Below are 13,488 nucleotides of genomic sequence, written 5' to 3'. Positions count from 1 at the left end.
GGCTCCCCTACCCTCGCCGTCGCTGGCGGGCTGCCGGCGGCGTGATAGAAGGAGCGTAAAAATTGGGGCCCATGGGGCGCCCGAGTAATGCGTACCCGTCTTTCTGGGTACTCCGCGGGCCCCTACTCGGGGGATTTCGGGGGGTGTACGCAGGGTCCGCCGAGGGGGCCACTGGGCGGGTACTCGGCCGCCGTCGGCGGACTACGGGTGCCGGCCCGGGCCGGGCAGACGGAAGCCCGGCCCGCCCGCGATTCCGGGGGCAGGCCGGGCTTCCGGCGGGGTCACACCATGGTGAGTACCATGCCCGGATCGGCGAGGATCGCGCCGACGTCCGCGAGGAACCTGGACCCCTGCTCGCCGTCCACGAGGCGGTGGTCGAAGGAGAGCGAGAGCGTCATGACCTGGCGCAGCGCGACCTGTCCTTCATGCTCCCAGGGGAGCCTGCGGACCTGGCCCATCGCAAGGATGGCGGCCTCGCCGGGGTTCAGGATGGGAGTGCCCGCATCCACTCCGAAGACGCCGACGTTCGTGATCGAGATCGTGCCCCCGGACAGGTCGGCCGGCGCCGTGCGCCCGTCCTTCGCCGTCTGGGCGAGGGCGCCGATCACCCCCGCCAGATCGGCCAGCGAGAGCTCCTGCGCATCCTTGATGTTGGGCACCACGAGCCCCCGGGGCGTGGCGGCCGCGATGCCCAGGTTCACGTAGTGGTACTGGACGATCTCCTGCGCTTCCTCGTCCCAGCGCGAGTTGAGCGACGGGCTCCTGCGGAGCGCGATGAGCACGGCCTTCGCGACGAGCGTGAGCGGGGTGACCTTCTGGCCCGCGAACGCGCGGCTCTCGCGCAGCCGGCCGATCAGCTCCATCGCCGGCGTCACGTCCACCGTGAGGAACTCGCTCGCATGGGGAGCGGTGAACGCGCTCGCGACCATTGCGGCCGCGGTGTGCTTGCGCACGCCCTTGATCGGCGTCCGGGTCTCGCGCACGGCGCCGCCGGCGGGCTGCGCGGCCGGTGCGCCTGCGGCGGGGGCCGCGCCGGCCCCACCGGTCCCGATCGAGGCGAGCACGTCGTCGCGCGTGATCAGCCCGCGGGGGCCCGTGCCCTCGAGGTCCGCGAGGTCCACCCCGAGGTCCTTGGCCAGCTTGCGGACGGGAGGAGTGGAGCGGGGCCGCTCCGCCGGGCGGGGCATCGGCTCCGCGCCCGCGCGCTCCGGTTCCGGGGCAGGCGCCGCCGCGGCTCCGCGGGGCCCAACCGGCGGTGCCGACGGGACGGCAGGGGGCTGCCCGACCACCGTCAGGCGCGCGCGGCGCGCTGGCCGCGCCCCGGTCTCCGGCATGGCGCCGTAGCCCACGAGCGTCGCCTGACGCCGGGGGGCCTCCCCCGCCGTGCCCGACGACGTCGGCGAGCCGGCAGCGGCGGGCGGGCGGCCGGCGTCGGCCGCCACTTCGAACTCGGCGATCGGCGCGCCGACGGCGACGACGTCCCCCGGCTCGGCGAGCAGCGCGGTGACGGTGCCGGTGTAGGGACTCGGGAGCTCGACGACGGCCTTGGCCGTCTCGACCTCGCCGATCACCTGGTTGAGGCGGACGGAATCGCCCACCGCGACCCGCCAGGAGACGATCTCGGACTCCGTGAGCCCCTCGCCCAGGTCCGGGAGCAGGAAGGGCCGCGTGACGGAGCCCGCCCCCTGGTCGACCGTGGCCGCGCTCATGCGTCCTCCTCCATCCCGCTGAGGGAGTTGGGCCTGTCCAGGGCCCGGTCCACTCCGTCGAGGATCCGGTCCAGGTCCGGCAGGTGGTGGAACTCGAGCTTGGACGGCGGGTAGGGCACATCGAAGCCGGTCACCCGCACCGGGGCGTGCTCGAGGTGGTAGAAGCACCGCTCGGTGAGCACGGCGGACAGCTCGGCGCCCAGCCCGAGCGTCTGCGAGGCCTCGTGCGCGATGACGAGCCGTCCCGTCTTCCGCACGGACGCCTCGAGCGGGCCGTAGTCCACCGGCGAGAGGGACCTCAGGTCGATCACCTCGACGGACACCCCCTCGTCGGAGGCGGCCACCGCGGCGTCGAGGCACGTCTTCACCATCGGCCCGTAGGCGACGAGGGTGACGTCGCTCCCCTCGGCAGCGACCCGGGCCGAGCCCATGGACAGCGCCCCTGCGCCCGGCTCGAGCGCCTCGTCGACCTCGCCCTTGTCGTGGTAGCGGCGCTTGGGCTCGAGGAACACCACCGGGTCGTCGCACGCGATGGCCTCCTGCATCATCGTGTACGCGTCCTGGGGCGTCGACGGCGACACGACGCGCAGCCCGGCGGTGTGCGCGAAGTAGGCCTCGGGGGATTCCGAGTGGTGCTCGGGCGAGCCGATGCCCCCGCCGTAGGGCAGGCGCAGGGTGATCGGCAGGGTCACGGCGCCGCGGGTGCGGTAGTGCATCTTGGCGACCTGGGAGACGATCTGGTCGAAGGCCGGGTACACGAAGCCGTCGAACTGGATCTCCACGACCGGGCGGTAGCCGCGGTAGGCCATGCCGATCGCGGTGCCCATGATGCCCGACTCCGCGAGCGGCGTGTCGATGACCCGGTGGGCGCCGAAGTCCTTCTGGAGCCCGTCGGTGATGCGGAACACCCCGCCGAGGCGGCCGATGTCCTCGCCCATGAGCACGACCTTGGGGTCCCGCTCCATGGCCTTGCGCAGGCCCGCGTTGAGGGCCTTGGCGAACGTCATCCCGGGCATCAGCGGGCCCCCTCCGTGTGTGCGCCGGCGGTGTGCGCGGCATGGTCGTCGAACCCGGCGTGGAATCTCTCGAAGTGCTCGCGCTGCCGGTCCAGGGCCGAGTGCGGCCCGGCGTAGACGTGCTCGAAGAGCTCCGCCGGCGCGGGATCGGGCATGTGGATGGTGGCCTCGCGCAGGGTGGCCGCGACGTCGTCGGCCTTCTCGGCGACCCGCGCCCGGAGGGCGTCGTCGAGCACGCCCTCGGCGCGCAGGTACGCCTCGAGCCGCGCGATCGGGTCGCGCCCGCGCCAGTCCTCGAGCTCGTTCGCGTCGCGGTACCTCGTGGGATCGTCCGCGGTGGTGTGGGCGCCCATCCGGTAGGTGACAGCCTCGATGTACGAGGGGCCGTTGCCCGACCGGGCGCGGCCGAGGGCCTCGCGGGTCGCGGCCAGACAGGCGAGGACGTCGTTGCCGTCGATCCGCGCGCTCGGGATGCCGAATCCGGGCGCGCGCAGCCCGATCGGCACGTGCGCCTGCACGCCCACGGGCTCCGAGATCGCCCAGTGGTTGTTCTGGCAGAAGAACACGACCGGCGCCTGGAAGCTGGCCGCGAAGACCATCGACTCGTTCACGTCGCCCTGGCTCGTGGCGCCGTCCCCGAAGTAGGTGATGACGGCGGTCTCCGCCCCGTCGAACTGCACCCCCATGGCGTACCCGACAGCGTGCAGCGACTGGGCGCCGATCACCACCTGGGTCGGTGCCATGTTGTGGCGGAACGGGTCCCAGCCCGCATTCGCGGCGCCGCGCCACTGCCGCATGAGGTCCGGGAGCGGGACGCCGCGGGCGTAGGCGACCGCGATCTCGCGGTAGCTGGCGAAGATGAAGTCGTCGGGTGCGATGGCGTGGGCCGAGCCGATCTGCGCGGCCTCCTGGCCGAGGAACGGCGGCCAGAGGCCGAGCTGGCCCTGGCGCTGGAGTGCCGTGCCCTCGGCGTCGATGCGCCGGGCGACCACCATGTCCTCGTAGAGCGAGGCGAGGGTCACGGGGCCGAGGTCGGCGACGAGGCTGTCGTACCGTTCGTGGGGCCGGCGTTCGCCGTGGGGGGAGAGAAGCTGGATCGGCGAGCCGTCGTCGCCGGTCGACATCTGGTAGCTGGACACTGGGTACGCATCCCTCTCTGATCTCGGGAGGCCTGTGGGCCGCCGGGTTAATGTGACCATACTCACAACCATCAGGGGGTACAACCAATCGCGCCGACATTGGGCACGATGCCCAGATCGGCCTGTCCGGGGCGTGCTAGCCTGCGCAGCATGCACGTCGTCGACGCCACCGACGCCCGCATCCTGCGGGCGCTTTCCGAGGACCCCCGCCGCACCGTCGTGGCCCTCGCCCAGGACCTGGGGCTCTCGAGGAACACGGTGCAGGCGAGGCTCGCCCGCCTCGAGGCCGGGCACGTGTTCCTCGGCTTCGACCGGCGCATCAACCCGGCGTCCCTCGGCTACCCCCTGCTGGCGTTCATCACGGTCCACGTCCAGCAGCGCAAGCTCGCTGAGATCACCGAGCAGATCGCCGGGATCCCCGAGGTCCTCGAGGGACACGGCCTCACCGGGACCGCCGACCTCCTGCTCCGCGTCGTCGCCCTCGATGCCGAGGACCTGTTCAGGATCAATGGCAAGATCCTCGCTGTGGACGGCGTCGAGCGGACTGATACTGCCCTCGCCATGGGCGACCTCATACCATTCAGGATGGACCCGCTCCTCGCGAGGGGCCCCCGACCGCCCGCCTAGCGCCGAGGACTGACCCGCACGATGACGTTCCCCCAGCTGCCCAACCAGAGCCAAGCCCGCATGGAGCGGCCCCACGAGCCCACGCCGCAGGAGCTGTGGGCCGGCCCGGGCGGGCCACCGAGGAAACGGAGCCCCTGGCTGTGGATCGGGCTGGGCGTGGGCGGCGGCGCAGTCCTCCTCGCGGGCGCCGCGGCCGTGGTCCTGGCCCTCGTCGTGTTCAGCCCCGGCGCGGGCGTCAAGCGGGCCTCGGAGCAGATGAGCGCCGACCTCGCCTCGGGCAACCTCTCCCGCGCCTACGGCGAGTTCACCCCCGCCCTCAAGGAGCACCTGAGCGAGACCGAGCTCACGAGCCGACTCACCGAGCTGCAGGTGGACTCGACGTGCGCCGCGGACATCCAGCGGGCCGACTCGCTGGCCCGCGCCGGACAGCGCCCGCGCGGAACGGCCGAGGGGGTGCTCGTCTGCGGCACCCGGGCGTTCGACCTCTCCTACAGGTGGGAGGGCGATCCGCTGATGCTCGACGGCATCAGGATCCAGCCCCGCTGACGCACGACGGCGTGGTCCCGGCTCGCGCTGCCCGGAACGCGGCCCCCTGCCCGGAACGCGGCCCGCTGTCCGGAACGCGGCGGGCGCCCTGGAACCCCCAGCGGGCGGCGGCCCCCCCCTGCTGGGAGCCGCCGCCCGCCGTCGTGCGCGAGGGGGTAGCGCTAGTGCGAGACCGCCTTCTCCGCGCCCACACCGGTGAGGGACCGGACCTCCATCTCCGCCTGCCTGGTGGGGTCCTCCCGCCGCTTGTCGAGGACCGTCCCGAGCCAGCCGAGGGCGAAGGCGAGCGGGATGGAGACGATGCCCGGGTTGCTCAGCGGGAACCAGGCGAAGTGCGCGCCCGGGATCATCGACGTCTTCGACCCGGAGACCACCGGAGAGAAGGCGATGAGCAGGACCGCCGAGCCAAGGCCGCCGTAGATGCTCCACAGCGCGCCCTGGGTGGTGAACCTCTTCCAGAAGAGCGAGTAGAGGATCGTGGGCAGGTTGGCCGAGGCCGCCACCGCGAAGGCGAGGGCCACGAGGAAGGCGACGTTCTGGCCATTGGCGAAGATGCCGCCGACGATCGCGAAGATGCCGATCACCACGACGGTGCGGCGGGCCACCTTGACCTCCGAGGCCGGGGTGGTCCGGCCCTTGGCGAGGACGTTGGCGTAGATGTCGTGGGCGAACGAGGCTGCCGCCGTGATCGTCAGGCCGGCCACGACCGCGAGGATCGTGGCGAACGCGACCGCGGAGATGAACCCGAGCAGGAGCGGGCCGCCGAGCTGGAACGCGAGCAGCGGCGCCGCCGAGTTCACCCCGCCGGGCGCCTTCTTGATCGTGTCCGCGCCGATGAGCGCCGCCGCGCCGTACCCGAGCACGAGCGTGAAGAGGTAGAAGGCGCCGATGATCCAGATCGCCCACACGACCGACTTGCGGGCCTCCTTCGCGGTCGGCACGGTGTAGAAGCGCATCAGCACGTGCGGCAGGGCCGCGGTGCCGAGGACGAGCGCGAGGCCGAGGGAGACGAAATCGAGCTTCGAGGTGCCGTCCTTGCCGTAGGCGAGGCCCGGGTTGAGCAGCTTCTCGCCGCCCGCACCGGCCGTGTGCACCGCGCTGTCCAGGAGCGTGGAGAGGTTGAAGCCGTTGATCGCCAGCACCATGACGGTCATGACGAAGGCCCCCGCGATGAGCAGGATGGCCTTGATGATCTGCACCCAGGTGGTGCCCTTCATGCCGCCGAGGAGCACGTACATGATCATGAGCGCGCCGACCACGGTGATGACGACCGCCTGGCCTCCCCAGTCGGAGATGCCCAGGAGCAGCGCGATCAGGCCCCCGGCCCCCGCCATCTGGGCCAGGAGGTAGAAGAAGCAGACCGCGAGGGTCGAGATGGCCGCCGCGATGCGCACGGGGCGCTCGCGGAGGCGGAACGCGAGGACGTCCGCCATGGTGAACTTGCCCGTGTTCCGCAGGAGCTCGGCGACGAGCAGCAGCGCGACGAGCCATGCGACGAGGAAGCCGATGGAGTAGAGGAAGCCGTCGTAGCCGTTGACGGCGATCGCGCCGGTGATGCCCAGGAACGAGGCGGCGGAGAGGTAGTCGCCCGAGATGGCGGTGCCGTTCTGGCCGCCGGTGAAGGACCGGCCCCCCGCGTAGTAGTCGGCGGCGGTCTTGTTGTTCCGGCCCGCGCGGATCACGATCACGATCGTGACGGCCACGAACAGCGCGAAGATCGACATGTTGAGCCACGTGCTGCTCTGGAGGCTTGCGGCGACGTTCATCGGGCGCTCCCCTCGCTGCCTGCGGCGCGGGCCCCCTGCGACGCGTCGCCGAGCTCGATCTCGCTCCGGATGGCTTCCGCTGCCGGGTCGAGCTTCTTGTTGGCATGGTGCACATACCAGGCGGTGATGGCGAACGTGCTCACGAACTGTGCCAGGCCGAGCACCAGGCCCACCGTGATGCTGCCGGCGAGCTTGATGGACATGAAGTCATGGGCGTAGTCCGCCAGCAGGACGTAGAGGAAGTACCAGAGCAGGAATGCACCGGCGATCGGGAACACGAAGCTGCGGTGGCTGGCGCGCAGCGCGCGGAACTCGGGGCTGGACTGAACCAGCTGGAAGTCCGGGTGCGGGGCCGTGCCGGCCCTCGCGTCCCGGGAGGCGTCGTTGCCCATGGGTCCTCCTGACGTATGCCGGCGCAGTCTCCGGCGGATGCGTGATGCACATCACTTTTGCGCCCCTCCCCGCCCGCCAGCCAGAGCCCCCGGCGGGTGAGCGCCGAGCGGCCGCGAGCGTGCGCCGAACGGTGCCCGGCCGACGCCGAGCGGCAGCGGCGTGCGGCTAGCCTTGCATCATGTCCCCCGACGCCCTGACGCTCGCCGCCCTGGCCCTCGTGCTGGTGGCCGGTGTGGCCGTGGGCGCCGTCGCCTGGCGGACCTGGGGGACGCGCCGGGAGTTCGGCAGCGACGCGGAGCGCGCGAGCTACACGATCCTGCACTCGGCGGCGCAGGCCGGCCGTTCCCTGCGCGGCGGCCTCGGCCCCGAGGGCGCGGCGAAGGCCGCCCACCACCTGCGCTCCATGCTCGGCGCCCCCGCACTCGCCCTGACCGACGATTCGCGGCTGCTGGCCTGGGACGGCGAGAGCCCGGCGCACGCGGACGCCGTGATGGCGCTGGCCGCGAAGACGCTCGCCCACGGGCGCGCCCGGGTGGCGGACGGGGACGAGGTCGCGTGCGCGGCCGTGGGCTGCGCCGAGGCAGACTGCCGCCTGCGCGGAGCCGTCGTGGCCCCGGTGCGCGCCGGCGCGCGGGTGATCGGCACAGTCGTGGCGTTCTCGCCCTCGGCGGGCGCGGGACTCGTGCGCGCCACCCGCGAGGTCGCGGACTGGGTGGCGACCCAGGCGGAGCTCGCCGAGCTGGACAGGTCCAGGACGCTGCTCATGGAGGCCGAGGTGCGCGCGCTGAGGGCGCAGATCAGCCCGCACTTCATCTACAACGCGCTCACCGCGATCGCCTCCTACATCCTCACCGACCCCGCACGGGCGAGGGAGCTCCTCGTCGAGTTCGCGGACTTCACCCGGTACTCGTTCCGCCGGCACGGTGACTTCACGACCCTCGCGGAGGAGCTCAGGAGCATCGACCAGTACCTCCTGCTCGAGCGCGCCCGCTTCGGGGAGCGGCTCCAAGTGAGCCTGCGCATCGCTCCCGAGGTGCTGGGCGTCCCCATTCCCTTCCTGAGCCTCCAGCCGCTCGTCGAGAACGCGGTGCGGCATGGCCTCGAGGCCCGGGAGGAGACGGGGCACATCAGCATCACTGCTGCGGATTCCCCGCACGAGGCACTCGTGCAGATCGAGGACGACGGCGCGGGCATGGACCCCGAGCGGCTCCGCGAGGTCCTCGCCGGCCACGCAGACGGGATCCACGTGGGCCTGCGGAATGTGGATGCGCGGCTGCGGCAGGTGTACGGCGACGACCACGGCCTCGTCATCGAGACGGCCCCCGGGCACGGCACGCTCGTCACCCTGCGCATCCCGAAGTCGCAGCCGGAGCACGACGTGCGCCCGCCGATAGACTGAGCCGCATGATCAGTGCCCTCGTCGTCGACGACGAGTTGCCGGCGGTGCAGGAGCTGACCTACCTGCTGGGCCGCGACGACCGCATCGGCGCGGTCCACTCGGCGACGTCCGGGACCGAGGCCCTCAAGCTCCTCGAACGCGAGGAGATCGATGCCCTCTTCCTCGACATCCACATGCCCGGCCTCAACGGGCTCGAGCTGGCCCGGGTGATCGCCCGCTTCGCGGCGCCGCCCGCCGTCGTCTTCGTCACCGCCGACGACGACCACGCCCTCGAGGCGTTCGACCTCGCCGCGGTCGACTACCTGCTCAAGCCGGTCCGCCCCGAGCGGCTCGAACGCTGCGTGGCGCGGGTCGCCGAGGCCCGCGAGGGGTCGCGCGGCCCGCAGGCGGAGGCGCCCGAGGTCATCACCGTCGAGCAGGGCGGAGTCACCCGGATGATCCGCCGCGACGACGTGGCGTTCGTGCAGGCGCAGGGCGACTACGCCCGGCTGCACACCCGGGAGGGCACCTACCTCGTCCGGGTTCCCCTGACAGACCTCGAGCGGCAGTGGGGTCCAGCGGGCTTCGTGCGGATCCACCGTTCCTACCTCGTGGCCATGGACGCCGTGCAGCAGCTGCGGCTCGGCGGCCCGCAGCCGACCGTGCTGGCCGGCGGATCGGAGCTCCCCGTGAGCCGGCGCTGCCTGCCCGGCCTGCGCGAGCGCCTGGCCGCGGGCCGGATCCGGCCACGGCCGTGACGTCCCCGGACGCCGGCGACCGGCGGATCGACCGCTCGCGGCGGGTGCGCGTGACCGCGCCGGCCTCGAGCGCGGCCAGGGCGCCCAGGACGCCTCCGCTCTCGCGCGAGGTGGCGGAGCAGTCGGAACTCGGCGGTGTGGTGCTGCGCTCTCTCCTGCGCTCCCAGTTCCGGCTTGCGGCGCTCGTCGCGGGCGCGTTCCTCACCGCCGTGGCCGTGCTGTGGATCATTTCGGAGGCGGCCGGGGACCTGCCCTGGCTCCCGGGTGTCCCGCTCGTGTGGCTGCTGGTCGGGGCGCTGCCGTACCCCGCGGCACTCGTCGCGGCCGTGGCCTACTACCGCGCCGCGAACCGCACGGAACAGCGCTACGCCGAGCTCCTCGAGGACCACCCGTGACGCCGGCGATCGGCCTCGCGGCGCTCGGCGCCGTGGCGGCGGCCACGGTCCTCGTGGGCTTCTACGGCCTGCGGATCTCCCGCACGACGAGCGACTTCTACGTCGCCTCCCGCACGGTGAGGCCCTGGTGGAATGCGTCGGCCATCGGCGGCGAGTACCTCTCCGCGGCCAGCTTCCTCGGGGTGGCGGGGCTCATCATGGTCAGCGGATCCCAGGCCCTGTGGTATCCGGTCGGGTACACGGCCGGGTTCCTCATGCTCCTGCTGTTCGTCGCCGCGCCCCTGCGCCGCTCCGGCGCGTACACGATCCCCGACTTCGCCGCCGCCAGGCTCGGCTCGCTCGCGGCCCGGCGCACCACGAGCGTCCTCGTGGTCCTCATCGGCTGGCTCTACATCATCCCGCAGCTGCAGGGGGCCGCGCTCGCGGTGCGGATCACCACCGGGCTGCCCGGCTGGGCCGGCTCGGCGGCCGTGGTCGCCGTCGTGGTCCTCGCCGTCATGCTCGGCGGCATGCGCTCGATCACGTTCGTCCAGGCCTTCCAGTTCTGGCTCAAGCTCGCGTGCCTCGCCGTCCCCGCGGTGTTCCTGACGCTGCTGGTCGCCGGCCGCGGGCTGCCGGCGGCCCCGGCGGACGGGCTGGCGGGCCTGCCTCCCGCCCCTGGGACGTCCGACGGCGGCTACCGCACCTTCTCGCTGCTGCTCGCCCTGCTCTTCGGGACCCTCGGGCTCCCCCACGTCCTCGTGCGCTTCTACACCAATCCGGACGGGGTCTCGGCCCGGAGGACCACGGTGATCGTGCTCGGGCTGCTGACCGTCTTCTACGTCTTCCCCACCGCGGTGGGGCTCATCGGCCGGCTCGCCGCGCCGGACCTCACCGCCCAGGGCGACGCCCTCGCGATCCTCCTGCCGGAGCGGCTGCTCGCCGGCCCGCTCGGGACCGCGCTCTCGGCGCTCGTGCTCGCCGGCGCCATGGCCGCCTTCCTGTCCACGGCCTCGGGGCTGCTCGTCTCGGTCGCCGGGGTCATCAGCCAGGAGCTGTTCGGCGGGAGCGTGCGCGGCTTCAGGACGGCCGCGGCGTTCTCCGCCCTCGTTCCCCTCCTGCTCGCCGTGGGGATGGGGGGCCAGGGCCTCGCCGGGAGCGTGGGACTCGTGTTCGCCTTCACGGCCTCGACAATCTGCCCCCTGCTCGTGCTCGGCATCTGGTGGCGGCGGCTCACGCCGGCGGGCGCCATCGCCGGCATGACGGTCGGCGCCGTCGCCTGCGGCGGGGCGCTCGTTGCCTCCGCCGCGCTGGGCGCGGGCGCCTGGGGCGAGGCCGCCCGGGTGTCGCCGCTGGCCGTCGCGTGCGCCCAGCCGGCGGCCTGGACCGTGCCGCTCGCCTTCACGGTCATGATCGCAGTCTCGCGCGCGAGCAGGCGCAGCGTCCCGCGGAGCGCCGACCGCTTCCTCGTGCGGCTCCATTCGCCCGAACCGCGGCGCTGAGGCGCCCCGGCAGCGCACGGCGCGCGGCCGGCGTCGTGCGCTCAGTCGATGGCGGCCATGAGCTCGACGACGCGGTCGAGGAAGGCATCGACCTGCGTCTCCTCGTAGCCCTCCTGGCCCGTGACGGTCCGGAACACGGCCGTGCGCACATCGTCGGCCCTCATGGGCGAGCCGTGCTCGAGGTAGTCGAGCAGACGGACGCACAGGCTGTCGACGTCCTCGACGTGGTAGCTGGGCGCCTTCGGGCTCGAGGGCCGGCGGAACCGCTCGCCGTCGGCGCGGACAAGCCGCCCGCGGAGGACCCCGGCGAGCTGCCCGATCTCGCGCAGCCAGACGTCCTCCCCGGAGTGCTGGATCAGCTCGTCGCGCTCGCGCCGGGCGAAGGCGTCCTCGAGGCGGTCCAGCGCGGCGTCGACCTCGGTGGCGTCGTAGCCGCCGCGGACGGCGTCGAACGAGACCGTGCGGACGTCGTGGCTCGTCACGGCCGGTGCGGACGGATCCTCGAGGAAGTCCCGGGCCGCCGACATGAACTTCTCAACCTGCTTGGGGCTGTAGCCCAGGTCGCTGCGGCCGACCCGATCGAACCCTGCCGCCGCGCTGTCCTCGGTGTGCGCCACGTGTGTGCGTCCTCTCTGGAGTGATCGAAAGACCATCATGGGAACCTGCCCGCTAGGAGCCCGGCAGGAGACTGAAGACCAGGAACGCCGCCGGCGTGGCGAAGAGGATCGAATCGAGGCGATCCATCATGCCGCCGTGGCCCGGGAGGATGCTGCTCATGTCCTTGATCCCCAGCTCGCGCTTGACCATGGACTCTGCGAGGTCGCCCGCGGTCGCCGCGCCGACCATGACCACCGCCAGCACGAGGCCTTCCCACCAGGGCCGGCCCAGCAGGAGCACCGCTCCGAGGACGCCCACGACCATCGCCCCGCCGACTGAACCGGCGAAGCCCTCCCAGGACTTCTTCGGGCTGATCTTGGGAGCCATCGGGTGCCGGCCGAGGCTCGCGCCCACGATGTAGCCGAACGTGTCGTTGGCCACGACGAGCAGGAGTGTCAGCGCGAGCTCAAGGGTGGCGTGCGGCACCGCGCCGGCCTGCCACAGGCCAAGGCCCGGAGGCGGGGTGGTCGCGTGCAGCGGGAGCACGGCGTACCCCAGGAGGAACGGGATCCACAGGACCACGAACACGCCCGCGAAGACGCCCCGCGCGGCGCCCTCGGGATGCTCGAGGCTCTGCCACAGGAGCACCGCCGCGCAGCTGGCCAGGAGCGCGAACAGCTGGGCCTCCTGGCCGCCGAAGTAGGCGGTGGCGGGGATCGCCACGGCCGCCGCCAGCACCGGCACCGCCGGGATCCTGGTCCCATGCGTCTCGAGCGCCCGGTACACCTCCCAGACGCCCAGGAGGGCGGCCGCGACGGCGATCAGCACGAAGCCCAGCGGCCACAGGAACAGGCCCGCGAGCAGCACGATGAGCAGGGCGAGGCCGACCGAGATGGCGGCGGGCAGGTTGCGGCCGGCGCGCGAGAGCGGCTTGGGCTTGCGGTCGCGGCGCAGTCCGGGGGGCCCGTCCCCCGGCACGTGTCCGTCTGAGGAAGGGGGCCCCGAGCTCGGCGCGTCGGGCTGGGGCGCGTTCATCAGACTTCGAGCAGCTCGGCTTCCTTGCGCTTGACGAGGTCTTCGACCGCATCGACGTGCTTCTTCGTGAGGGAGTCCAGCTCCTTCTCGCCGCGCACGCCGTCGTCCTCGCCGACCTCGCCGTCCTTGACGAGCTTGTCGAGCGACTCCTTGGCCTTGCGGCGGATGCTGCGGATCGAGACCTTGGCGTCCTCGCCCTTGCCCTTGACGATCTTGACGTACTCCTTGCGGCGCTCCTGGGTGAGCTCCGGCAGGACCACGCGGATCACGTTGCCGTCGTTGGACGGGTTGGCGCCGACCTCGGAGTCGCTGAGCGCCTTCTCGACGTCGCGCAGGGCGCTCTTGTCATACGGGGTGATGAGGATCGTGCGGGCGTCCGAGACCTGGAAGGAGGCCAGCTGCTGCAGCGGGGTGGGCGTGCCGTAGTAGTCCACCATGACCTTCGCGTACAGCGCGGGGTTGGCGCGGCCCGTGCGGATCGACGCGAAGTCCTCCTTGGCCACCTCGACCGCCTTCTCCATCTTCTCGGTGGCTTCGAGCAGGGTCTCTTCGATCACGTCGCACTCCTTGTGGACTTCGTTTGCAGCGTACGGCGGGGGCCGGGCGCGCGGCGCCGGCCCCCGCCGGAGGGGACTAGGAACATCCTAG

The 13,488-nt window shown here is 72.5% G+C and carries 14 protein-coding genes; 6 read left to right on the top strand and 8 right to left on the bottom strand.

Annotated elements, in window-relative coordinates; genetic code table 11:
• Window positions 1–281: 281 nt before the first annotated feature.
• The 3 genes from J2W21_RS04875 to pdhA are packed head-to-tail and all read right to left on the bottom strand — an operon-like array spanning window position 282 to window position 3,849.
• On the bottom strand, window positions 282–1,709 hold the full coding sequence (locus J2W21_RS04875; protein ID WP_307113376.1) for a dihydrolipoamide acetyltransferase family protein: 1,428 nt from the start codon (window positions 1,707–1,709) through the stop codon (window positions 282–284).
• Complete coding sequence (locus J2W21_RS04870) at window positions 1,706–2,725, bottom strand: alpha-ketoacid dehydrogenase subunit beta (protein WP_307113375.1); 1,020 nt, start codon at window positions 2,723–2,725, stop codon at window positions 1,706–1,708. The genes J2W21_RS04875 and J2W21_RS04870 overlap by 4 nt, the downstream gene beginning before the upstream one ends.
• Complete coding sequence (gene pdhA, locus J2W21_RS04865; protein ID WP_307113497.1) at window positions 2,725–3,849, bottom strand: pyruvate dehydrogenase (acetyl-transferring) E1 component subunit alpha; 1,125 nt, start codon at window positions 3,847–3,849, stop codon at window positions 2,725–2,727. The genes J2W21_RS04870 and pdhA overlap by 1 nt, the downstream gene beginning before the upstream one ends.
• Window positions 3,850–4,014: 165 nt before the next feature.
• Between pdhA and J2W21_RS04860 the strand changes: the two genes are divergently transcribed.
• Window positions 4,015–4,491 carry an Lrp/AsnC family transcriptional regulator gene (locus J2W21_RS04860; RefSeq protein WP_307113374.1) on the top strand — a complete coding sequence of 159 codons (477 nt, stop codon included), beginning with the start codon at window positions 4,015–4,017 and terminating at the stop codon, window positions 4,489–4,491.
• 21 nt (window positions 4,492–4,512) lie between these two features.
• Window positions 4,513–5,037, top strand: a complete 525-nt coding sequence (locus J2W21_RS04855; RefSeq protein ID WP_307113373.1) for a hypothetical protein — start codon at window positions 4,513–4,515, stop codon at window positions 5,035–5,037.
• A gap of 161 nt (window positions 5,038–5,198) precedes the next feature.
• Here J2W21_RS04855 and J2W21_RS04850 read toward each other — a convergent pair whose 3' ends face one another.
• Window positions 5,199–6,803, bottom strand: a complete 1,605-nt coding sequence (locus tag J2W21_RS04850) for a solute symporter family protein (RefSeq protein ID WP_307113372.1) — start codon at window positions 6,801–6,803, stop codon at window positions 5,199–5,201.
• A complete protein-coding gene (locus J2W21_RS04845) occupies window positions 6,800–7,195 on the bottom strand; it encodes a DUF485 domain-containing protein (protein WP_307113371.1) in 396 nt (131 codons plus the stop codon). Before J2W21_RS04845 ends, J2W21_RS04850 begins: the two co-directional genes overlap by 4 nt.
• 179 nt (window positions 7,196–7,374) lie before the next feature.
• On the opposite strand from J2W21_RS04845, the gene J2W21_RS04840 reads away from it, so the two are divergent.
• From J2W21_RS04840 to J2W21_RS04825, 4 genes are read left to right on the top strand one after another with little or no spacing between them, the layout of a single operon-like run.
• The gene (locus tag J2W21_RS04840) at window positions 7,375–8,595 is read left to right on the top strand and encodes a histidine kinase (RefSeq protein ID WP_307113370.1); all 1,221 of its coding nucleotides are present in this window, start codon (window positions 7,375–7,377) and stop codon (window positions 8,593–8,595) included.
• A gap of 5 nt (window positions 8,596–8,600) precedes the next feature.
• Window positions 8,601–9,332, top strand: a complete 732-nt coding sequence (locus J2W21_RS04835; protein WP_307113369.1) for a LytR/AlgR family response regulator transcription factor — start codon at window positions 8,601–8,603, stop codon at window positions 9,330–9,332.
• Complete coding sequence (locus J2W21_RS04830; RefSeq protein ID WP_307113368.1) at window positions 9,329–9,727, top strand: hypothetical protein; 399 nt, start codon at window positions 9,329–9,331, stop codon at window positions 9,725–9,727. Before J2W21_RS04835 ends, J2W21_RS04830 begins: the two co-directional genes overlap by 4 nt.
• Window positions 9,724–11,208 carry a sodium/solute symporter gene (locus J2W21_RS04825; protein ID WP_307113367.1) on the top strand — a complete coding sequence of 495 codons (1,485 nt, stop codon included), beginning with the start codon at window positions 9,724–9,726 and terminating at the stop codon, window positions 11,206–11,208. The genes J2W21_RS04830 and J2W21_RS04825 overlap by 4 nt, the downstream gene beginning before the upstream one ends.
• Before the next feature lie 41 nt (window positions 11,209–11,249).
• Here the strand turns inward: J2W21_RS04825 and J2W21_RS04820 are convergent, their stop codons facing one another.
• The 3 genes from J2W21_RS04820 to frr are packed head-to-tail and all read right to left on the bottom strand — an operon-like array spanning window position 11,250 to window position 13,397.
• Window positions 11,250–11,825: a DivIVA domain-containing protein gene (locus tag J2W21_RS04820; protein ID WP_307113366.1), complete on the bottom strand. Its 576-nt coding sequence runs from the start codon at window positions 11,823–11,825 to the stop codon at window positions 11,250–11,252.
• A gap of 52 nt (window positions 11,826–11,877) precedes the next feature.
• Window positions 11,878–12,840 (bottom strand): phosphatidate cytidylyltransferase, encoded by a 963-nt coding sequence (locus J2W21_RS04815; protein WP_307113365.1) that lies wholly within the window; start codon window positions 12,838–12,840, stop codon window positions 11,878–11,880.
• A complete protein-coding gene (gene frr / locus J2W21_RS04810) occupies window positions 12,840–13,397 on the bottom strand; it encodes a ribosome recycling factor (protein ID WP_066497164.1) in 558 nt (185 codons plus the stop codon). Before frr ends, J2W21_RS04815 begins: the two co-directional genes overlap by 1 nt.
• Window positions 13,398–13,488: the final 91 nt, after the last annotated feature.

It is taken from the genome of Sinomonas atrocyanea (assembly GCF_030811715.1).
In the GTDB taxonomy this organism is placed as follows: domain Bacteria; phylum Actinomycetota; class Actinomycetes; order Actinomycetales; family Micrococcaceae; genus Sinomonas; species Sinomonas atrocyanea_A.
This window is presented reverse-complemented; position numbering and strand designations above follow the sequence as displayed.